General features: G+C 69.3%; 15 protein-coding genes. 4 read left to right on the top strand and 11 right to left on the bottom strand.

The window, feature by feature from the left end:
• The first annotated feature begins 12 nt into the window (after positions 1-12).
• From HEP85_RS29885 to HEP85_RS29875, 3 genes are all read left to right on the top strand, one after another.
• Positions 13-1287, top strand: coding sequence for a ribonuclease D (locus tag HEP85_RS29885; RefSeq protein WP_168530661.1), 1275 nt, complete (start codon positions 13-15; stop codon positions 1285-1287).
• A gap of 533 nt (positions 1288-1820) precedes the next feature.
• Entirely contained in the window at positions 1821-3047 is a 1227-nt protein-coding gene (locus HEP85_RS29880; RefSeq protein WP_168530660.1) for an acetyl-CoA C-acyltransferase, read from the top strand.
• Positions 3044-5179, top strand: coding sequence for a 3-hydroxyacyl-CoA dehydrogenase NAD-binding domain-containing protein (locus tag HEP85_RS29875; RefSeq protein WP_168530659.1), 2136 nt, complete (start codon positions 3044-3046; stop codon positions 5177-5179). Before HEP85_RS29880 ends, HEP85_RS29875 begins: the two co-directional genes overlap by 4 nt.
• Positions 5180-5514: 335 nt before the next feature.
• On the opposite strand, the gene HEP85_RS29870 is transcribed toward HEP85_RS29875, so the two are convergent.
• Positions 5515-6531, bottom strand: coding sequence for a hypothetical protein (locus tag HEP85_RS29870; RefSeq protein WP_168530658.1), 1017 nt, complete (start codon positions 6529-6531; stop codon positions 5515-5517).
• Between the two features lie 88 nt (positions 6532-6619).
• On the opposite strand from HEP85_RS29870, the gene HEP85_RS29865 reads away from it, so the two are divergent.
• The gene (locus tag HEP85_RS29865) at positions 6620-6991 is read left to right on the top strand and encodes an NYN domain-containing protein (protein ID WP_168530657.1); all 372 of its coding nucleotides are present in this window, start codon (positions 6620-6622) and stop codon (positions 6989-6991) included.
• 287 nt (positions 6992-7278) lie between these two features.
• On the opposite strand, the gene HEP85_RS29860 is transcribed toward HEP85_RS29865, so the two are convergent.
• The 10 genes from HEP85_RS29860 to ngcE all read right to left on the bottom strand — a co-directional run bounded on the left by HEP85_RS29860 (position 7279) and on the right by ngcE (position 21166).
• Positions 7279-8745: a glycosyltransferase family 39 protein gene (locus tag HEP85_RS29860; RefSeq protein WP_168530656.1), complete on the bottom strand. Its 1467-nt coding sequence runs from the start codon at positions 8743-8745 to the stop codon at positions 7279-7281.
• A gap of 63 nt (positions 8746-8808) precedes the next feature.
• Positions 8809-10332 carry an amino acid permease gene (locus tag HEP85_RS29855; protein ID WP_168530655.1) on the bottom strand — a complete coding sequence of 508 codons (1524 nt, stop codon included), beginning with the start codon at positions 10330-10332 and terminating at the stop codon, positions 8809-8811.
• 147 nt (positions 10333-10479) lie between these two features.
• Positions 10480-12411: a 1-deoxy-D-xylulose-5-phosphate synthase gene (dxs, locus tag HEP85_RS29850; protein ID WP_168530654.1), complete on the bottom strand. Its 1932-nt coding sequence runs from the start codon at positions 12409-12411 to the stop codon at positions 10480-10482.
• Positions 12412-12623: 212 nt separating this feature from the next.
• Complete coding sequence (locus tag HEP85_RS29845; RefSeq protein ID WP_168530653.1) at positions 12624-13916, bottom strand: sugar ABC transporter permease; 1293 nt, start codon at positions 13914-13916, stop codon at positions 12624-12626.
• On the bottom strand, positions 13913-14704 hold the full coding sequence (locus HEP85_RS29840; RefSeq protein ID WP_168530652.1) for an ATP-binding cassette domain-containing protein: 792 nt from the start codon (positions 14702-14704) through the stop codon (positions 13913-13915). The genes HEP85_RS29845 and HEP85_RS29840 overlap by 4 nt, the downstream gene beginning before the upstream one ends.
• 181 nt (positions 14705-14885) lie before the next feature.
• Complete coding sequence (locus HEP85_RS29835) at positions 14886-15983, bottom strand: substrate-binding domain-containing protein (RefSeq protein ID WP_168534155.1); 1098 nt, start codon at positions 15981-15983, stop codon at positions 14886-14888.
• 133 nt (positions 15984-16116) lie between these two features.
• On the bottom strand, positions 16117-17316 hold the full coding sequence (locus HEP85_RS29830; protein WP_168530651.1) for an ROK family transcriptional regulator: 1200 nt from the start codon (positions 17314-17316) through the stop codon (positions 16117-16119).
• A gap of 493 nt (positions 17317-17809) precedes the next feature.
• Complete coding sequence (locus HEP85_RS29825; RefSeq protein WP_168530650.1) at positions 17810-18730, bottom strand: carbohydrate ABC transporter permease; 921 nt, start codon at positions 18728-18730, stop codon at positions 17810-17812.
• A 1-nt stretch (position 18731) separates the two neighbouring features.
• Entirely contained in the window at positions 18732-19655 is a 924-nt protein-coding gene (locus HEP85_RS29820; RefSeq protein ID WP_168534153.1) for a carbohydrate ABC transporter permease, read from the bottom strand.
• Positions 19656-19714: 59 nt separating this feature from the next.
• On the bottom strand, positions 19715-21166 hold the full coding sequence (gene ngcE, locus HEP85_RS29815; protein WP_168530649.1) for an N-acetylglucosamine/diacetylchitobiose ABC transporter substrate-binding protein: 1452 nt from the start codon (positions 21164-21166) through the stop codon (positions 19715-19717).
• Positions 21167-21788 lie beyond the last annotated feature (622 nt).

The raw sequence follows: 21788 nt of genomic DNA, 5'->3' as shown, positions 1-21788 counted from the left end.
TACCCTTGACAGGTGACCGACGCCCAAGAGACCGCAGAAGACAGCTCACTGCGAACCACCGGAGGCGGCCCTCCGGACGACGTCGAATCGGCGCCGATCCCTTTGCTCGAGCCCCGAGAGGGCATTCCGCCCGTCGTAGCCGACGAGACCTCGCTCGCCGAGGTGATCGCCGCGTTCGCCGCCGGATCCGGCCCGGTGGCCGTCGACGCCGAACGCGCGTCCGGCTACCGGTACGGCCAGCGCGCCTACCTCGTGCAGTTGCGCCGCGAGGGCGCGGGCAGCGCCCTGATCGATCCCGTCGCCTGCCCCGACCTGTCCGGCCTCGGCGAGGCGATCTCCGGAGCGGAGTGGGTGCTGCACGCCGCCACCCAGGACCTGCCCTGCCTCCGCGAGATAGGCATGGTGCCGACGCGGCTCTTCGACACCGAGCTCGCCGGCCGTCTCGCCGGGTTCCCCCGGGTGGGCCTCGGCGCGATGGTCGAGAGCGTCCTCGGCTTCGTCCTGGAGAAGGGACACTCCGCGGTCGACTGGTCCACGCGCCCCCTCCCGGAGCCGTGGCTGCGCTATGCCGCGCTCGACGTGGAACTGCTCGTCGACCTGCGCGACGCCCTGGAGAAGGAGCTCGACCGGCAGGGCAAGCTGGACTGGGCCCAGCAGGAGTTCGACGCGATCGCGCAGGCCGAGCCCGCGCCGCCGCGCAAGGACCCCTGGCGCCGTACGTCCGGGATGCACAAGGTGCGCCGCCGCCGTCAGATGGCGGTCGTACGGGAGCTGTGGGAGACCCGGGACCGGGTCGCCCAGCGCCGCGACATCTCGCCGGGCAAGGTCCTCGGGGACGCGGCGATCGTCGAGGCCGCGCTCTCCCTGCCGCCCAACGTGCAGGCCCTGTCCGCGCTGAACGGCTACGGCCACCGCATGGGGCGGCGCCAGCTGGAGCAGTGGCAGGCCGCGGTCGACCGCGCCAAGGCGCTGCCCGACGCCGAGCTGCCGCAGCCGGGGCAGCCGGTGACCGGCCCGCCGCCGCCGCGCGCCTGGGCCGACAAGGACCCGGCCGCCGCCGCCCGGCTCTCCGCCGCGCGCGCCGCCGTGTCGGCACTGGCCGAACAGCTCAACATGCCGCAGGAGAACCTGATCACCCCGGACACCGTGCGGCGGGTGTGCTGGAAGCCGCCGACGGCACCGGACGCGGATTCCGTGGCCGCCGCGCTCGCCGGGTACGGTGCCCGGCCCTGGCAGGTCGAACAGGTGACGCCGGTCCTGGTGGCCTCGCTGTCCACCGAGGACTGACGGGCCGGGACCGCACGGGAGACCGGCCCGCGCCCCTCCGGGGCGCAGGGCCGCCATCCGTCCGCTCGCGGCGCCCGACCCGCGCCCCCCTCGTCGCGCACGCCGTCCGCCCGCCCGCCCGCGCCACGCTCCCCGGCCGCCTCCTCCAGGGCACGCACGCCTCCACCGCGCCGTGCGCGCCGTTCCCCCGCCTGGCCCCGCGCGTGCCGGAATCACCCTCCGACGGGCCCCGAGCAGCCCCGCGAACCGGAACGGCGACGTCGATATCACGCCAAGATCTCCGGACGGCGCACGGACAAAAAGGGACGAGCCGCTCGTTGTGACGAGTGGTCCCTTCACAGGAGCGACGGCCCCGGTCGCGAGCCCGGCCCCCGCGCGGCGCTCTCGCGCGACCTCGCTCCCGTGTGACGTTCGCCGCTCCCGGCGCCGGGGCTGGGCAGGGTGGTTACTCGTAAGTAGCATGGAGAGGTGAGCGCGCGCTCAGGCGTGTGCGCCGCGCAGCAGTGCCATCCCGCATCTGGAGGAGAGCCATCGTGCCTCGTACCGTCAGGGACGTCGTCTTCGTCGACGGCGTCCGCACCCCGTTCGGCAAGGCGGGCCCGAAGGGCATCTACCACGAGACCCGCGCCGACGACCTCGTCGTGAAGGCCATCCGGGAGCTGCTGCGCCGCAACCCGGGCCTCGACCCGAAGAAGATCGACGAGGTCGCCATCGCCGCGACCACGCAGATCGGTGACCAGGGTCTGACGCTGGGCCGCACGGCCGGCATCCTCGCCGGGCTCCCCCAGTCGGTGCCCGGCTACTCCATCGACCGCATGTGCGCGGGTGCGCTGACCGCCGTCACCAGCACCGCGGGCTCCATCGCCTTCGGCGCGTACGACGCCGTCATCGCCGGTGGTGTCGAGCACATGGGCCGCCACCCGATGGGCGAGGGCGTGGACCCGAACCCGCGGTTCGTCAGCGAGAAGCTGGTCGACGAGTCCGCCCTCTTCATGGGCATGACCGCCGAGAACCTGCACGACCGCTACCCCACGATCACCAAGCAGCGCGCCGACGAGTACGCGGTGCGCTCGCAGGAGAAGGCCGCCAAGGCGTACGCCAACGGCAAGATCCAGCAGGACCTGGTGCCGGTCTCGGTGCGCAACACCAACGCGGAGGTCGGTGAGACGGGCTGGGGCCTGGTCACCGCCGACGAGCCGATGCGCCCGGGAACGACGCTGGAGAACCTGGCGAGCCTCAAGACGCCCTTCCGCGTCCACGGCCGGGTCACCGCGGGCAACGCGGCCGGTCTCAACGACGGTGCGACCGCGTCGATCATCGCCTCCGAGGACTTCGCCCGCGAGCACGACCTGCCGGTGCGGATGCGCCTCGTCTCGTACGCCTTCGCGGGCGTCGAGCCGGAGGTCATGGGCTACGGCCCGATCCCGGCCACCGAGAAGGCCCTCGCGAAGGCCGGTCTGTCGATCGAGGACATCAACCTCTTCGAGATCAACGAGGCCTTCGCCGTCCAGGTGCTCGCGTTCCTTGAGCACTACGGCATCGCCGACGACGACGCGCGCGTCAACCAGTACGGCGGCGCCATCGCCTACGGCCACCCCCTCGCCTCCTCCGGCGTCCGTCTGATGACGCAGCTGGCCCGCCAGTTCGAGGAGCAGCCGGAGGTCCGTTACGGCCTCACCACCATGTGCGTCGGCTTCGGCATGGGCGCCACGGTGATCTGGGAGAACCCGCACCACAAGGACGCCGGAGGCGACAAGTGAGCACCACCGAACTCCTCAAGGGCGCGGCCGAGCTGTTCCCCGACGAGGTCGTGACGTCCGCGAACGTACGTCACCTGGACCTGCCGTTCGGCGCGGGCCGTTTCGCGCTCATCACCCTCGACAACGGCTTCGACCACACCAAGCCGACCACCTTCGGCCCGGCCTCGCTGGCGAACCTGAACGCCGCGATCGACCAGGTCGAGAAGGAGGCGGCGGCCGGCGAGATCGTCGGTGCCGGCGTCACCGGCAAGCCGTTCATCTTCGCGGTCGGCGCCGACCTCAAGGGCGTCGAGCTGCTGAAGAGGCACGAGGACGCGCTCGCCATCGGCAAGGGCGGCCACGAGGTCTTCAAGCGGCTGTCCGCGCTGGCGGTGCCGACCTTCGCGTACTACAACGGCGCGGCGATGGGCGGCGGCGTCGAGGTCGGCCTGCACTGCTCGTACCGCACGGTCTCCGCGGCCCTGCCGGCCTTCTCGCTGCCCGAGGTCTTCCTCGGCCTGGTCCCGGGCTGGGGCGGCTGCACGCTGCTGCCGAACCTGATCGGCGCCGACAAGGCCGTCTCGGTCGTCATCGAGAACTCGCTGAACCAGAACAAGCAGCTCAAGGGCAAGCAGGTCTACGAACTGGGCATCGCGGACGCCCTCTTCGAGGGTGCCGACTTCCTGGAGCAGTCGCTGCTGTGGACGGCGGCCGTGCTCAAGCGCGAGATCGTCGTCGAGCGCCCGGAGATCGACCGCGGCGAGGCCTGGGACCAGGCCGTCGCCCGGGGGCGCTCCATCGCGGACAGCAAGGTGCACGGGGCGGCTCCGGCCGCGTACCGCGCGCTGGAGATCATCGAGGCGGCCAAGGACGGCGACCTCCAGAAGGGGTACGACGCCGAGGACGTGGCGCTCGCCGACCTGATCATGGGCGGCGAACTGCGCTCCGGCATCTACGCGTTCAACCTGGTGCAGAAGCGCGGCAAGCGCCCGGCCGGCGCCCCGGACAAGTCCCTGGCCCGTCCGGTCACCAAGGTCGGCGTCGTGGGCGCGGGCCTGATGGCCTCGCAGCTCGCCCTGCTCTTCCTGCGCCGCCTCGAAGTACCCGTCGTTCTGACGGACATCGACCAGGAGCGCGTCGACAAGGGCGTGGGCTATGTCCACGCGGAGATCGACAAGCTGCTGTCGAAGTCCCGTATCAACCAGGACAAGGCCAACCGCCTCAAGGCCCTGGTCTCCGGTGTGCTGGACAAGGCCGAGGGCTTCTCCGACGCCGACTTCATCATCGAGGCCGTCTTCGAGGAGATCGGCGTCAAGCAGCAGGTGTTCGCGGAGGTCGAGGCGGTCGCCCCGGCGCACGCGATCCTCGCCACCAACACCTCCTCGCTGTCGGTGACCGAGATGGCGTCGAAGCTGAAGAACCCCGAGCGGGTCGTCGGCTTCCACTTCTTCAACCCCGTCGCGATCCTCCCGCTCCTGGAGATCGTGCGCGGCGAGCAGACCGACGACGCCTCCCTGGCCACGGCGTTCGCCGTGGCCAAGAAGCTGAAGAAGACCGCGGTCCTGGTGAAGGACGCCCCGGCGTTCGTCGTCAACCGCATCCTCACCCGCTTCATGGGCGAGATCCAGAACGTCATCGACGAGGGCACCCCGGTCGCGGTCGCGGAGAAGGCGGTGGAGCCCCTGGGCCTGCCGATGTCCCCGCTGGTCCTTCTCGAACTGGTCGGCCCCGCGATCGGCCTGCACGTCTCGGAGACCCTCAACCGGGCCTTCCCGGACCGTTTCACGGTCTCCGCGAACCTCGCGGCCGTGGTCAAGGCGGGCAAGCGCGGCTTCTACGTCTACTCCGCCGAGAACGACTTCAAGCCGGAGCTGGACCCCGAGGTCGCCGCGCTCCTCCAGCAGGGCGACTCCGTCCTCAGCGAGGAGCAGGTCCGTGACCGCGTCCTGGACGCCGTCGCCCAGGAGATCGGGCTCATGCTCGACGAGGGTGTCGTCGCCGAGGCGCAGGACATCGACCTCTGCCTGATCACCGGCGCGGGCTGGCCCTTCCACCTGGGCGGCATCACTCCGTACCTGGACCGTGAGGGCGTCTCCGAGCGCGTGAACGGGAAGCGGTTCCTGGAGACGGGCGTGGCTTCCGTCCCCGCGTAGGCGCTCCGCTGTTTTCCGGGTGCCCCGTACGCCGTCCTGGTGTGCGGGGCACCCGTGCGTTCGCGCTCCCCGGCCGCCCCGTCCGCTTCTTCGGGTGCGGGTGGTGGGGGCTGGGCGCGCCGTTCCCCGCGCCCCTGAGGGGCGCTCCTGACGGCCGGAGTTCGAGGGCGAGGCCGTTCGGGCCGACGGGACGGACCGTTCGGGCCGAGGGAAAAGGGTGGTCGGGCCGACGGGACAAGCCGTTCCGCCCGAAAGGAAAAGGGCGTCAGGCCGACGGGACAGGCCGTTGTGGTCCAGAGCACAGGGCCCCCGCCAGGCCGACGGGTGGGGCGCGGTCAGACCGGGCGCCATGCCTCCAGGGCCAGTCCCGGCTCGTCCTTGCGGCGGGTCAGCAGCAGTTCGTCCGCGCCCGGCGTGAGGGCGGCCGCGACCACCCGGCCATCCTCGTCCTGCGCCATCGACACCGTCGCGCCGGCGGGCAGCCGGGGGCCCGACTCGGTCCACCAGGCCCCCGCCGACTCCTGCTCGGTCGGGTACGCGGCGAACGCGATCCGTCCGCTCGCGGAGCACTGCGCGAGCAACGTGCAGTCGAAGCCGTCGAGTTCGCAGCGGATGACGGACACGGGACCGGGTCCGACGGACGGCAGCAGCGGTACGGGCTTGGCACCCGGCCGCCAGGCGCACAGGTCACCCGCCTCGTCGGTGTAGAAGAGCGTGCTGGACTCGGGCGACGTCGCGAGCGCCCGCAGGGTGCCGGGGCGTACCGACGCCTCCAGGGCCTCCTCCATGACCGGTCGCGCGCCCGGCTCCTCCTGGCGCCAGTGCAGAATCCCGTCCGGGACCGCCGCGAACAGCTCGACGAGCCCGGACTCCCCCGTCACGGCCGCGAGATCGTCCTGTACGGCGCTTCCCTTGAGGTCGCGCCACGGATCCCAGCCGCCCTTCTCCTTCTGGGCGACCATGCTGACCCCGCCGCCGCTGTTGCGCACGAAGACATGGGCGCGGCCCCGGGCGTCGACCGCCACTGCCGGGTCGCCGGTCCGGTCGCCCTTCTTGTTGGGGTGTCCGATCGGGGTCCAGTCGAGGGCGGACAGCCGTGGCCGGAAGTGCGTGGAGTGGACGAGCCCCGACTCTCCGGTCACCGTGGGGCGCCAGGAGACGAGGTGGGTGTAGCCGTCCGCACCCTGGCCGACCGCGAGCACGGGGTGCAGACGCTGGTCGCCGCCCACGGCGCGCGCGGGGTCCCAGGAACTGCCGGGCCCGCGCTCCGCCCGGCAGAGGACGGCGGCATCCGACAGCAGGTACACACTGAGCCTGCCGTCGCGACCGCGTCTGAGCCATTCGCCGTTCACCGGTTCACTCTAAGCCGGAGCCCTGTGACCCTCACCAGGGGCCCGGCAGCCATCCGTGGGCGGCGGCGGCGCGTGCGACCCTGGCCCCATGGACGACCCCCTGCTCGTGATCATCGACGGTGCCAATGTCGTCGGCTCCGTGCCCGACGGCTGGTGGCGCGACCGCCGGGGCGCCGCGGAGCGGCTGCGGGACCGGCTCGCCAGGGAGGGGCTGCCGGGCCACGACGGACCGGTGGAACTCGTCCTCGTGGTCGAGGGCGCGGCCAGGGGCGTGGAGTCGGTGGCGGGCGTGAGGGTCGAGGCGGCCCCCGGCAGCGGGGACGACCACATCGTGGCGCTGGTGGCGGAGGCCCGTGACCGCCCGCGCCTGGTCGTCACGGCGGACCGTGAACTACGGCGCAGGGTCACCGCGGCGGGCGCCGGGGTGACGGGGCCGCGGGCGGTACGGGACGGATCCTGAACCGTACCGCCGGGCACGGCACGCGAGCGGTACGGGGGCGGGTACCGGCCCTCGGCACGGTCCGGCGCCCGCCCCGTCCCGAGGTCCTGCCCCCGGTACGTGACGTCGGCGCCCGGACGGCCGGCCCGCGGCCCGATGACGCCCTGCCACCCGCACGTGTCCCTCGCGCCCAGCCGTCCCACCCGCGTGGCCTGATGGCGCCCTGACGCCCGTACACGGCCCGTAGGCGGCCCGGCCCCGCCGCGGGTGTGGCGGGGCCCTGACGACCGCCTCCGCGGGGCACGCGGTCAGTCCTGGGCGCCCGTACGCGTGTACAGCACCGCCCCGTCCACGGTGCCCGCCTCCTCGTACCCCGCGGCCAGCAGCCGGCGCAGCGACGGCACCCGGTCCGGCGCGTACGGCCTGCCGCGGGAGTCGTCGACGACGAGGACCGGCGGGCGGGCCGTCAACTCCGCCCGGAACACCGGCCAGGCGCCCTCGACGGCGTACTTCTCGCCGACCTCCGGTCCCTCGCGGCCACCGCTGTAGTTGGTGAGGAGACCCGCGGTCAGATAGCGGGTGGCGGGGGCGCGGTCCGCCAGCCAGTACGTCTCCGGGTGTATGCCCCACACGAGCACGCGGTCCCCGGGCCGGGTGCGGTGGGCGACGGCGGCGGCGAGGCGCTGGGAGTGGGCGAGTTCGGGGCGCGGCGCGAGCAGACCCCAGGCGAGGAACAGCGCACAGCAGCAGACCGAGGTCAAGACCGCGGTCAGCAGGCGCTCGCGGGGCAGGATCCGCAGCGCGGCGGTCGCCAACAGCACCGCGGGCGGGATGAGTTGCAGGTAGTAGTGGCCGAAGAAGTGGAAGCCGGCCAGAACGGCCGCCGTCGACGAGCCGAGCCACAGCCACAGGTCGGCCGAGCCCGTGCGGGCGACCCGCAGCATCCGCAGGACCGGCGGGATCAGCCCCGCGCAGGCCACCGCCAGGATCGCCGCGTTGGCCAGCCCCCGGCCCAGGACGTGGAGTTCCGAGCCGGTGAAGGAGGCGTAGGCCCCCGAGCCGGTGACGGTCCAGAACAGCAGGCCCGCAGGGTCGGTGAGCAGTGCCACGGCCGCCACCGGGACGAGGGCGCCGACTCCCGTGCGCAGCAGTCCTCTTCGGGGGGACTCCGCGTGGCGCCACAGCAGCCAGAGCACCGGGACGAGGACGGCCGCGCCGGTCTGCTTGACCAGGAACGCGCAGGCGACGGCGACTCCCGCCGCACCCCAGCGGCGCCGGTCGGCGCACCACATCGCGGCGGCAGTGCAGGGCAGTATGAACACCTCGAAGGTGGCGGCCTGCGCGTCCTCGGGGTTGAGCCCGATCGACACCAGCGCGTACAGGACGCCCGCCGTGCGCCCGGACCGGTCGCCCCAGCGGTGCCGGGCCAGGGAGGCCAGCAGCACGGCGGTCGACAGCTGGGCCACCACCGCCAGCACCCTGACCGATGTCAGCGACCCGGAGCCGAACACCGCGAAGGCGCCTTCGTACAGCCACGGCACGAGCGGCGGCTTGCGGTCCACGACCGTCCGGTAGAGCTCTCCCCCGCCCGCCAGTATCCGGGCCTGCACGGCGAGATAGCCCTCGTCCGGGTTCCACAGGGGCCGTACGAAGGAGGGGATCCGGGTGAGGGCGACCAGCACCGCGAGGACGGGCAGCAGCCGTCTCCAGTAGCCGCCGCCCTGCATCCGGGACCCGGTGGCGGTACGTGATGTGTCCAGGAGCCCGGCGCGCATACGGTGCACGCTATCCGGCCCCGCACCCCCCACCGGGGCAAGCGACACCCCTCGGCGGGCCGCTCACGCCCCGTTGGATCCCGGCGCCTTCCCCGCCTCGCCCTCCGCGGCCTTGCGCTGCAGCCCGAGACGGCTGTGCGAGCGTCCGTACAGGAAGTAGACGACGCAGCCGACCGCCATCCAGATCAGGAACCGCAGCCAGGTCTCCGTGGGCAGGTTCACCATCAGCCACAGTGAGGCGAGCACCGACAGCGCCGGGACCAGCGGCACCAGCGGCGTGCGGAAGGCGCGGTGCAGGTCGGGGCGGGTGTGGCGGAGGATGATGATGCCGGTCGCGACGACGACGAAGGCGAAGAGCGTGCCGATGTTGACCAGTTCGGCCAGTTCGCTCAGGCTCGTGAAGCCCGCGAGGATCGCGATGATCACGCCGAGCAGGATGGTCGGCCGGTGCGGGGTGCGGAACCTCGGGTGGACGCGGGAGAAGAACCGCGGCAGCAGCCCGTCGCGGCTCATCGCGAAGAAGACCCGGGTCTGGCCGAGGAGCAGGATCATGCAGACCGTGGTCAGTCCGACGGCGGCGCCGAAGCTGATCACGCCCGCGTACCAGGGGTGCCCGGTCGCCTTGAAGGCGTCGGCGAGCGGGGCGTCGATCGACAGCCGGGTGTACTTCTGCATGCCTGTGACGACGATCGAGACGGCGACGTAGAGCGCGGTGCAGATGAACAGGGAGCCGAGGATTCCGCGCGGCATGTCCCGCTGCGGGTTCTTGGTCTCCTCGGCGGCGGTGGCCACGACGTCGAAGCCGATGAAGGCGAAGAAGACGACGGAGGCGGCCGTGAAGATGCCCATCACGCCGAAGTCGGTGGGTGTGTAGCCGGACAGCAGCTGGATGAGCGGGGCCTTGAGGCTGCTGCCCGCCTCCTGTGCCCGCGCCTTGGGGATGAACGGCTCGTAGTTGTCGCCGACGATGAAGAAGGCGCCCGCGACGATCACGATCAGCACCACGGTGACCTTGATCGCGACGACGACCGTGGTGACCCGGGCGGACAGCTTCACGCCGATGACCAGGATGGCCGTGAGCACCAGCACCAGCGCGGCGGCGAGGACGTCGAACCCGAACCCGGTGGCCCCGTCGCGCCCGCTGAGGTAGTCGGGCAGATGCCAGCCGGCGTTGTCCAGCAGTGAGCGCACGTACCCCGACCAGCCGACCGCCACCACCGCCGTGCCGAGCGCGAACTCCAGCACCAGGTCCCAGCCGATGATCCAGGCGGGCAGCTCGCCGAGCGAGGCGTACGAGAAGGTGTACGCGGACCCCGCCACCGGGACCGTGGACGCGAACTCCGCGTAGCACAGCGCGGCCAGGCCGCAGACGACGCCCGCCACGATGAACGCGAGCGAGACCCCGGGACCCGCGTTCTCCTTGGCGACCTTGCCGGTGAGGACGAAGATGCCGGTGCCGATGATGACACCGACGCCGAAGACCGTGAGGTCCAGAGCGGACAGCGACTTCCTGAGTGCGTGCTCCGGCTCCTCGGTGTCCAGGATCGATTGTTCGATCTTCTTGGTCCTGAAGAGGTTGCTGCTCACGGGCCTACCTCCACGCTTGACGTCCTCGACATGATCGAGGGGGCGTGTACGGCGCATGCCCCGGCGCGGACGGATTCACGCGAACGGGCCGGTTCCACCACCCGTACAGGGTGCTGGAACCGGCCCGATGGGCCTGCGGCCCGGGTGTCAGTCGCGCGCTGGCTCCACCGAGTCCACGGCGTGCGCGGCGGTGCGCTCGAAGCGCCCGTCGAGCTTGGCGACGAGGCCGGTGACCTGGCGGGCGATGTCCGGGGCGGTCAGACCGATCTCCGTCATGACCTCGGCGCGGGAGGCGTGGTCGAGGAAGCGCGGCGGGATGCCGAAGTCGCGCAGCGGGACGTCGACTCCCGCGTCGCGCAGGGCCTGCGCGATCGACGAGCCGACACCGCCGACGCGCGAGTTGTCCTCGACGGTGACGACCACCCGGTGCTGCTCGGCGAGCGGCGCCATGGCCTCGTCGACCGGCTTGACCCAGCGCGGGTCGACGACGGTCGTGGTGATGCCCTGCTTGTCGAGGAGACCGGCGATCTCCAGGCACATCGGCGCGAGCGCGCCGACCGAGACGAGGAGGACGTCCGGGATGTCGGTACCGGCCTCGCGCAGGACGTCCATGCCGCCGATCCGGCCCACGGCGGGCACGGCCGGGCCGACCGCGCCCTTGGAGAAGCGGACCACCGTCGGCGCGTCGTCGACCTCGACGGCCTCGCGCAGCTGGGCGCGGACCTGGTCGGCGTCACGCGGCGCGGCGAGCCGGAGGCCGGGGACGACCTGGAGGATCGACATGTCCCACATGCCGTTGTGCGAGGCGCCGTCGGTGCCGGTGACGCCCGCGCGGTCCAGGACGAAGGTGACACCGCACTTGTGCAGGGCCACGTCCATCAGGACCTGGTCGAAGGCGCGGTTGAGGAAGGTCGCGTAGACGGCGAAGACGGGGTGCAGGCCGCCGGTGGCGAGGCCGGCCGCGGAGACGGCGGCGTGCTGCTCGGCGATGCCGACGTCGTACACCCGTTTGGGGAAGGCCTTGGCGAACTTTTCGAGGCCGACCGGCTGGAGCATGGCGGCCGTGATGGCGACGATGTCCTTGCGCTCCTGGCCGAGCTTGACCATCTCGTCGCCGAAGACGGAGGTCCAGTCGGCACCGGAGGAGGCGATCGGCAGGCCCGTGTCGGGGTGGATCTTGCCGACGGCGTGGAATCGGTCCGCCTCGTCCTGCAGGGCGGGCTGGTAGCCGCGGCCCTTCTCGGTGAGGCAGTGCACGATGACCGGGCCGCCGAAGCGCTTGGCGCGGGCGAGCGCCGACTCCAGGGCCTCGATGTCGTGGCCGTCGATCGGGCCGACGTACTTCAGGCCGAGGTCCTCGAACATGCCCTGCGGGGCGATGAAGTCCTTGAGGCCCTTCTTGGCGCCGTGCAGGGTCTCGTAGAGCGGCTTGCCGACGACCGGTGTGCGCTCCAGGAGGTCCTTGCCGCGGGCGAGGAAGCGCTCGTAGCCGTCCGTGGTGCGCAGGGTCGCCAGGTGGTTCGCGAGGCCGCCGATCGTCGGGGCGTACGAACGCTCGTTGTCGTTGACGACGATCACCAGCGGGCGGTCCTTGGCGTCCGCGATGTTGTTCAGCGCCTCCCAGGCCATACCGCCGGTGAGCGCGCCGTCACCGATGACGGCGACCACGTGGTCGTTCCTGCCGAGGACCTCGTTGGCCTTCGCCAGGCCGTCCGCCCAGCCGAGGACCGTCGAGGCGTGCGAGTTCTCGATCACGTCGTGCTCGGACTCGCCCTGCGAGGGGTAGCCGGACAGGCCGCCCTTCATCTTCAGCTTCGAGAAGTCCTGACGGCCGGTGAGCAGCTTGTGGACGTAGGACTGGTGACCTGTGTCCCACAGCACCCGGTCCTTGGGCGACTCGAAGACGCGGTGCAGCGCGATGGTGAGCTCCACGACACCGAGGTTGGGGCCGAGGTGGCCGCCGGTCTTGGAGACCGCGTCGACGAGAAAGGTCCTGATCTCGCCGGCCAGCTGGTCCAGCTGCTCCAGGCTGAGCCGGTCCAGATCGCGCGGTCCCGTGATGCGGGTCAGCAGCGGCACCCGTGCCTCCTTGCAGGTAGAGCTGTTCGAGCTTTGCCGGGCTTGTCGAGTCTAATGTTCCGCCTTTTCGCCCGGCGCCCGGCCCCGGGGGTCCATGTCACCCGTTCGGAGTAGCCAGGTACCCAGGTGCGGACATGACTGTGCCCGGCACCAGTGGTGGTGCCGGGCACAGATCCGGGAGGGCCGCGACGGCGGGCCCTCCCCGTCAGCCGCTACGCGCGCCCGGCCGACTTCTGGGTCTTGCGGGTCACCGCGTCGATGACGACGGTGGCGAGCAGCACACCACCGGTGATCATGTACTGGACCGGCGAGGCGATGCCCTGCAGGGCCAGGCCGTACTGGATCGAGACGATGACCAGCACACCGAGCAGCGCGTTCCAGGTGCGACCACGGCCACCGAAGAGGCTGGTGCCACCGATGACGGCCGCCGCGATGGCGTTCATCAGGAGGTCACCGCCGCCCGCGCCCTGGTTGGCGGAGGCGATCTTCGAGGCGATGAACAGACCGCCGATGGCGGCGAAGGTACCGGAGATCGCGAAGACCGAGATCCGGACCATCTCGACGTTGATACCGGCACGCCGGGAGGCCTCGACGCTGCCACCGAGCGCGAAGATCTTCCGGCCGTACGCGGTACGGCGCAGCACGAAGTCCGTGACCAGCAGCACCGCGATGAAGATCACCACGGCCAGCGGGAGACCCTTGTACTGGTTGTAGGTGATCGCCACGGCGAAGGCGACGACCGCCAGCAGCGCGGTGCGCAGAATGGTCTCGCTCAGCGGCTGGGACGGGACGCCCGCGGCCTCACGGCGCTTGTTGCTGTAGAACGAGGTCAGGAAGAACACCGCGGTGACGCCGATGGCGAGCACGTAGGCGGCGGCCACATCGGTGAAGTAGTAGCTGGTCAGCTTGGCCACGAGGCCTTCGCTGTCCAGGTTGATGGTGCCGCTGCTGCCGAGGATCTGGAGCATGAAGCCGTTCCAGAACAGCAGACCGGCCAGAGTGACGGCGAAGGCCGGCACACCGATGCGCGCGAAGACGAAGCCGTGGATCGCGCCGGCGACCGTGCCGGTGAGGATGGCGAGCACGAAGGCCAGCCACTCGTTCATGCCGTGCGTGACGTTCAGCACCGCGAAGGCGCCGCCCGCGACACCCGAGACGGAGCCGACCGACAGGTCGATCTCGCCGAGCAGCAGGACGAAGACGATACCGACCGCGATCATGCCCGTGCCGACCATGGCGACGGAGATGTCGGACAGGTTGCCCGCGGTGAGGAAGTTGGAGTTCAGGCTCTGGAAGATGATCCAGATGATGATGAGACCGATGACGACCGGCATCGAGCCGAGGTCGCCGGCCTTCATCTTCCGCTTGAACTCGGACAGGTAACCCGCGAGGCCCTGCTCGCGGACGAGGAGCCGGGGGTCGACCACGGTGACCGCCGCGGCGGCCGCCTCGGGGTTCTCCACGGCGTGGTCCTCGGGGGTCTCAGAGGTCTTGTCGATGCTCACTTCTGAGCCTCCCCATTGCTGCGCGCCGCACGACGGGTCACGGCGTTCTCCGTGGCGCCCGTGATGGCGGAGATGATCTCTTCCTGCGAGGTCGACTTGACCTCGAAGATGCCGTTGTTGCGCCCGAGGCGCAGGACGGCGACCTTGTCGGCCACGGCCTTGACGTCCGCCATGTTGTGGCTGATGAGGATGACCGCGTGGCCGCGCTCGCGCAGCCGCTCGACCAGGTCGAGGACCTGGGCGGTCTGCTCGACACCGAGGGCCGCGGTGGGCTCGTCGAGGATGACGAGCTTGGGCTCGCCGAGCATCGAACGGGCGATCGCCACGGTCTGGCGCTGACCGCCGGAGAGCGAGGCGATCGGGATACGGACGCTGGGAATGCGGATGGACAGCGTGTCCAGCAGCTCGCGCGAGCGGCGCTCCATCTCGACCTCGTCCAGGATGCCGCGCTTCTTCAGCTCCCGGCCCAGGTAGAGGTTGCCGACGACGTCGATGTTGTCGCAGAGCGCGAGGTCCTGGTAGACGGTCGCGATTCCGAGGCCCTGGGCGTCCTGCGGCTTGTTGATGTGGACGGACTTGCCGTCCCACTCGATGGCGCCTTCATCGATGGGGTGCACACCGGCGATCGTCTTCACCAGTGTGGACTTTCCGGCACCGTTGTCGCCCACCAGGGCGACCACTTCGCCGGCGTGGACCTCAAGCTCGACATCGGTGAGCGCCTGGACGGCACCGAATCGCTTGGAGACCCCGCGCAACGCCAGAACAGGCGTAGCGGACACGTTAACCATCTCCTTCGCCGCCTGACCCGGCGGGAGGTTGTGCAGAAGTTTGTGGAGTGTTCCGTCCGGCGCCCCGCCCTAGCTTTGCGGGGCTGATGGATGCGGGGCGCCGGAGGGGCTTTAGATCACGCAGGTCCGGCAAGGGAATTCAGGTCCGAATTCCCTTGCACGGTCGAAGACCTGCGGCGGCTTACTTGATGCCGAGCGCGTCGCACTTGGCCTTGTAGGCGCCCGTGCAGATCTCGCTGATCGAGTAGACGCCGTCCTTGATGACGGTGTCCTTGATGTTGTCCTTGGTCAGCGAGGTGACCGGGACGAGCACCGAGGGGACGGCCTTCGTGGTGGGGCTGTCGACCTTGTCCTTGGCGACCGTGGAGAGCGACTTGCCCTGGGCGAGCGCGACGGCCATCTCGGCGGCGGCGTCGGCCTCGGGGGCGTACGGCTTGTAGACGCTCATGAACTGCTCACCCGCGAGGATGCGCTGCACACCCGCGAGCTCGGCGTCCTGGCCGGTGACCGGGACGGAGATGCCGGCGGCCTTGAGGGCGGTGATGATACCGCCGGCCATGCCGTCGTTGGCGGAGTAGACGCCGACGATGTTCTTCTTGCCGAGGGCGGTGATGGCGCCCTCCATGTTGGCGTTGGCGTTCTCCGGCTTCCAGTCCTTGGTGTCGTACTCCTTGCCGACGGTCACCTTGCCGTCGAGGACGGAGTGGGCACCGGCCTTGAACTGGGCGGCGTTCGGGTCGGTGGACGACCCGTTCATCATCACGATCTTGCCGGACTTGGCCTTGGCGCCGAGGGCGTCCAGGAGGGCCTGGCCCTGGGTCTTGCCGACCGTCGTGTTGTCGAACGAGGTGTAGGCGTCGATCGGACCCTGCGCGAGACGGTCGTAGGCCACGACCGGGATGCCGGCGTCCTTGGCCTTCTGGACCGAGCTCTTGATGGCCGCGGCGTCCACAGCATCGACGATCAGGACGTCCACCTTGTTGGTGACCATCGTGTCGACCTGCTGGTTCTGCGTGCTGGCGTCCTGCTTGGCGTTGGCGTAGACGACCTCGCCCTTGTTGTTCGTGAGCTCCTTGATCTTCTTCTCGATCAGGGGCTTGTCGAACTTCTCGTAACGCGCGGTCTGGTTCTCGGGAAGGAGCAGACCGACCTTGATCGCGTCGCCCTTCTTGGCGGAGCTAGAGCTGTCGCTCTTGTCGCTGGACTCCTTGGCACTGCCACAGGCGGCCAGCGAGACGGCCATCGCACCAGCGGCAACGGCAACGGCGGCACGACGCATACGCGTGTTCACTTCAGAAACCTCCCTGACGAGGCCGCGTCGTTGCGGCCGAGGTGGCTGGAAGTCAACTCGGCCACACGTGCGACGTCAAGAAGTAAATACTTAACGAGATGGCAACGGTGCCATGCGTTCTCTAAGTGAAGGCAGGAGTGGCCGCAGACAGCGATCCGTCCAAAAGGGTCGAATCGCCCATCTCGCTGAGCGCGAGCGCGAGCGCTCCGAGAACCTCCGCGCGACCGCCAAGTGCCCCTGGAAGCACCGACAGTTGACGTGCGGCACTGGGAATCGCGTAGCGCCCGACGGACTCCCTGATGGGCCCCAGGACGAGTTCCCCGGCCTCGGCGAGATCTCCGCCGAGCACCACTCTGCTCGGGTTGAGCAGATTGCAGAGATTCGCCACACCGCTCCCGATGTGACGTCCGACATCGGCGATCACCCGCCGGCAGCCCGGGTCGCCGTCCCGGGCCAGCCTGACCACGCCCTCCATGGTCAAGTCGGTGCCGTGACTGGACTGCAGGAGCGGCAGCACGTACCGGGCCGCCGTGAAGGTCTCCAGGCAGCCCCGGTTGCCGCAGCGGCAGACAGGGCCGGATTCGTCGAGGGTGATGTGCCCTATCTCACCTGCCGTGCCGCCCGGCCCGCGGTAGATCTTTCCGCTGATCACCAGGCCTGCGCCGACACCGCTGGCGACCTTGATGTACGCCAGGTCCCTGACCCCGCGGCCACTGCCCCAGACCAGCTCCCCGAGCGCGCCCAGATTGGCGTCGTTGTCCACGTGCACGGGCACGCCGAGCCGCCCCCGCAGCTCCTCGGCGGGCCGCGCGCCGGTCCAGCCCGGCAGGATCGAGGTGGACCCCAGGGTCCCCGACTCGACGTCGATCGGGCCGGGCACCCCGAGCCCCACACCAGCGATCTTGGTACGGTCCACCCCGGTCACCGCGATCAGGCGGCTGACCAGCTCCTCCGCCCGGTCGAACCCCTGGGCGGCCGAGGCGTCCACGTCCAGCGGCTCGGACTCCTCGGCCAGCACCTGGTGGGCGAGGTTGCCGATCGCGACCCGTAGATGCGTATGACCGAAGTCGACTCCGATGACGATGCCGGCGTCACCGCTCAGGGACACGCTGCGGGCCCTGCGGCCACCCGCCGAAGTGGGTGTGACCTCGACCGTTCCGCTGTCCTTCAGCTCCCGGACGATATTGGAAACGGTCGCGGCGGACAGGCCCGTCGTCCTCGCGATCTCCGCCTGCGTGAGCGATCCGGCAAGGCGCACCGCTCGCACGACGCGCTCCAGATTGGCTCGGTGCAGCGACGACTGCGACCCTGGAGTCTCCACGACGACCTCCCGCGTACGAGGCCGCCACGGTGAGGCCCCGCCTTTGTCCAACTAGTGAACTCTAAGCTGAGCTGTTTGGGTTACCTCCCGTCAAGAGGTTGAGCCGCATCCGGCGCGGATGAGCACACATGTGCGGTACAGACTGTGACGCAGATCCTTCTATGACCCGGGTCACATCCCTGCTGATCACAAGTTGTCACCGCCCGCGCCGTACAGGATCAAGACCACGGCGCCGACCGGCGGGACGCGGGCCCCACAAAGCCTCTCCGTACAGGAGGAGCCGATTGAGGCGGCCGCGTACGGGGGACCCGGGCATGCGTATTCCCCTCCCGCGTGTGCGGGAGGGGAATACGTGCTCCGGGGAATTCCTCGTGTTCGGGGCCAGGGCCGTGGCGGGGAGCCGGCCGATGCCTCAATGCCTCAATGCCTCAATGCCTCAAGGATTCTGCGCGCCTCCGGAGCCCGCCTGGACCGGCGAAATTCGTAGTCCGGCCTATTTGAGAGCCCCGGCCGTCAGCCCCTGGACCACCTGTCGCTGGAAGATGATGTACGCGGCCAGTACCGGGAGCATGGCCATCACCAGGCCCGCGAAAAGCCCCGACCAGTCGCCCTTGTACCCCTGACTGGTCGCCAGTTCGACCAGGCCCTGGGAGAGGACCTTCTTGTCGGGGTCGGTGTTCAGCACCGTCGGGAGCATGTACTGGTTCCACTGGCCCAGGAAGTTGAAGATCCCGACGCTGATCAGGCCCGGTTTGGCCATCGGCAGCATGATCTGGAAGAAGGTCCGGGTGTGCGAGGCGCCATCGACGAACGCCGCCTCGGCGATCGACGTCGGCAGAGTCCTGAAGAACGAGGTCAGGAAGAAGACGGTGAACGGCAGCGAGTAGGCGATGTAGACGAGGATCAGACCCGGCAGCGTGTTCAGCAGACGCATGTTGTTCAAGACGTAGAACAACGGCACCAGGGCCAGCATGATCGGGAAGCTCATTCCTCCGACGAAGAGGAAGTAGATGAAACGGTTGCCCGGAAAATCGAATCGCGCGAGGACGTACGCCGCCATCGAGCCGAGCACGAGCGTGCCGGCCAGCGAGAAACCCACCACGATGAGCGTGTTGCCGAAGTAGTCGCTCATGTGCGCCTGCGACCAGGCGCGCGACCAGTTGTCGAAATGCAGTTTGTCCGGCAGCGACCAGGGCGAGCTGAAAATGGAGTCGTCGTCCTTGAAGGACGTCATCACCGCCCACAGCAGGGGCAGTACGACCATGATCGCCCAGATGATGAGGATGCCGTGCGAGAAAGCGTTGAGAACGCCGCCCTCACTGCTCTTCGCCTTCTCCGGTGGTGCCTTCACCATGGCCGTCCGAGGACGGTCCTCGACCGGTTCCACGGGCGGCGGGGTGTCAGTGGTCTTCATGCTAGAACTCCAACCGCTCGCGCCGGCCCAGTCGCATCACGACCGCCGCGAACAGCAGCGTGACGATGAGGAGCGCGACACCGATCGTGGTGGCGTAGGCGGCGTTCGCGTCACGGAACGCCGATTGGTACACGTACAGCGGAAGGACCGTGGTCGAGTAGTCGGGGCCGCCGGGACCCACGGTCATGATCTGCACGGCGGCGAACGCCTCAGCGCCGAGCGCGAGGATCCCCATGTACACCCATCCCGACTGCACGGTGTCCCAGAGCAGCGGAAGGGTGATCTTGAAGAAGGTGGTCGCGCGGCTCGCGCCGTCGAGCAGCGCGGCCTCGTAGAAGTCCTTCGGAATCGACGCCATGCCCGCCGAGAACAGCACGACGAAGAACCCCACCGTGCTCCACAGCAGTACCGCCATCACACACCACAGGGCGAGGTCCGGGTCGCCCAGCCAGTCCGGCTGGACACTGCCGAGGCCGATGGCCTTCAACGTCCCGTTGATGACACCGTCGTTGGGGTTGTAGGCGAACTGGAAAAGCAGGGAAACGATCGCGATCGACAGCACCTGCGGGAAGAAATACGCGATTTTGTAGAAACCCGAACCGCGCACCCCGGTGATAGCGGCGCCCTTTCGGCGCCGCCCACCGACATTGAGCATGAAGGCGAAGAAGAGCGCGAGGCCCAGCGTCACCAGCGGCAGCAGCAGCGCGAACACCAGACTGTGCTGCAACGACTTCCAGAAGATGTCGTCGTGCAGCATTCTGGTGTAGTTGGCGAAACCGACCATCTTGAAGTCGGGGCTCAGACCGGTCCAGTCCGTGAACGAGTAGTAGATGGCCTGGACGAAGGGCCAGATCACGAAGATCGCGTACAACGCCAAGGGGGCCACCAAGAACCCCACGATGAACCGGTACTTGCCGTGTTGCATGGTCACCGACCCCGATCGTTTCGCGCATGCCGCCGCCGGCGACGCGTGGACACACGCCGCTACTGGTGCTTGTAGTGCTTGATGGACTGGTCCTTGGCCGCCGCGTCCGCGTAGCCCTGGATCTTCTTGATGGCCTCGGCCGGGGTCAGCCGCCCTGCCATCATCTCGCCGAGACCGGAAACACCGATCTGCTCCTTCTGAAGCTTCACGTACCAGTCCTGCAGCCGCGGGTTGACCACATTGGTCCCGGCCTTCTCCAGGGCCGCGACACCGGACTTGAGGCCCGGGGTCAGGGCGACGCCGTCGGTGCCGCCGTTGTAGGCGGTCAGCGACTTCACCTGACCGGTGAAGTTCTTCGACGAGGCCTCGCTGAGCATGATGCGCAACTGCTCCATGCCGCCCTGGGGGTTGCTCGCCTTGGCCGGCACGATGAACGGCTCGCCGCCGGAGGCCCAGATGGTGCCGAACGGCAGCTTGTCGGAGCTGTCGAGGCCGGACGGAGCGCTGACGGCCAGGTTGAAGTCCTTCGGGATGACGTTCGCGGACTCGTTCTCCACCCAGGAGCCGTTCGGGATGAAGAGCGCCTTGCCCTTGGCCCAGGCGGTCTGTGACTGGATGTGGTCGATGCCCGGGGTGCCCTTGAGGATGTAGCCCTTCTTGTAGAGCTCGTAGTACGCCTCGAACGCGGACTTGACGGCCGGGTCCTTCCAGGCGTTGGGCTCCAGGTTGTCGATCCTGTCGAGAACCTCACGGCCGCCGATCTTGGCGATGAAGGGGTAGAGCGAGAACGGCAGGTAGTACGGATACTTGCCCGCGTACGTCCAGCCGGCGATGCCCTTCTTCTTCGCCTTCTCGCACAGCGCGAGCATCGCGTCCCAGTCCTCGGGGTACGTCGAGTCGAGCTTGTCAAGGGCGGTCTGCGAGTACCAGACGCCGTAGACGGTGTACGCGTAGTACATGATCCACACCGGCGAACCGTCGAACTGGCCCATCTCGACGATGCCGGGGCGCAGCGTGTCGCGGACCTTCTTCGAGGGGTCGTCGACGGAGGGCGCGTCGAGGAGCGGGGTCAGGTCGGTGAGCTGCTTCTTACCGACGAGCACGCCCATGTCCATCTGCTGGGCACCGGAGTTGTCGATCAGGTCCGGCGGGGTGCCACCGTTGAACTTGGGCTGCAGTTCGGACTGGATCTTCTGGGTCGCATGGAAATTGATCTTGGCCTTGGGGTGCGCCGCCTTGTACTGGGCGTTGGCGTCGGTCGCGTACTTCGTACCGAATCCGCCGTCGAAGATGACGACGGAGAGCGGGGCCGTCTCGTTGACGCCCAGCGGGTTCTTCGTGGTCTTCTTGCCGGCCTTGGCCTTGTCATCGGAACCGCTGTCGCTGCTCGCGCAAGCGGACAAGAAGCTCATCGTCGGTACGGAAATCAGGCCGAGCGCTGCGGACCTCTTGATCAGGTCACGGCGTCCGAAACCCTCGTTGTTGCCGTTATCGGCGGAAGTGGATCCCATGCTCAAGTCCTCGCCTTCTCCAGGACTCAGGCGGTGAACCGGATCCTCCCCGGCACCGCGGTTAGGTCAAGCTGGGGTCGTGCATGAGGGATTCAGTGGGTCAACGCGGCGATCCCTGCCCTTGTAAACGGCCGCCGACGCCCGATTCCCCCTGGTACATGCCTGTCCGCGGCCGTCGAACGACTGGGCGGATGCCGACAGGTATAGTCCACTTCCCGCCAGCGGAGCAAGATCGAATGCAGGTTTGCCCGCGGGTCTTTTCCGAGTTGAGACCTCCCGGAAATATGGGGCGACCGGCCCCTCCCCGGCAGAAGATCGACACGGCGTCAATCTCCCCCCATGCGAGTAATGCGCACCCCACCACGCGACATTCTCCCCGGATGCCACATCCAACACCCTTGACACCGCTGACAACTTGACTCCCTACTGGTCCTTGCGCAGCAGAATTGACAACGTTGTCCACGCGCAAGCGGGTGAGTCGAAGGGACGCGCCGGTATCCGGAGAAAGAGTGCACGCGGGCCCGGAGGGCCTGGATCGGCCGCACTCCAATCCGGCCGCAGCGCCCCGGAGGTGAACGCGCCAAAACAGCAGGGAGGGTCCTCGCGGATGCAGCACGGAGCT

Origin of the sequence: Streptomyces sp. RPA4-2, from assembly GCF_012273515.2 — a bacterium.
Lineage (GTDB): Bacteria > Actinomycetota > Actinomycetes > Streptomycetales > Streptomycetaceae > Streptomyces > Streptomyces kaempferi.
Note: the sequence above shows the minus strand (reverse complement) of the source record. Positions and strands in the feature narration are given on the sequence as shown.

Bases quoted from the DNA above. Each gene is read 5' to 3' on its own strand.
- HEP85_RS29865 (WP_168530657.1), top strand. From the start codon at position 6,620: ATGGACGACCCCCTGCTCGTGATCATCGACGGTGCCAATGTCGTCGGC.
- HEP85_RS29840 (WP_168530652.1), bottom strand. From the start codon at position 14,704: ATGGTTAACGTGTCCGCTACGCCTGTTCTGGCGTTGCGCGGGGTCTCC.
- HEP85_RS29820 (WP_168534153.1), bottom strand. From the start codon at position 19,655: ATGCAACACGGCAAGTACCGGTTCATCGTGGGGTTCTTGGTGGCCCCC.
- HEP85_RS29825 (WP_168530650.1), bottom strand. From the start codon at position 18,730: ATGAAGACCACTGACACCCCGCCGCCCGTGGAACCGGTCGAGGACCGT.
- HEP85_RS29835 (WP_168534155.1), bottom strand. From the start codon at position 15,983: ATGCGTCGTGCCGCCGTTGCCGTTGCCGCTGGTGCGATGGCCGTCTCG.
- HEP85_RS29860 (WP_168530656.1), bottom strand. From the start codon at position 8,745: ATGCGCGCCGGGCTCCTGGACACATCACGTACCGCCACCGGGTCCCGG.
- ngcE (WP_168530649.1), bottom strand. From the start codon at position 21,166: ATGGGATCCACTTCCGCCGATAACGGCAACAACGAGGGTTTCGGACGC.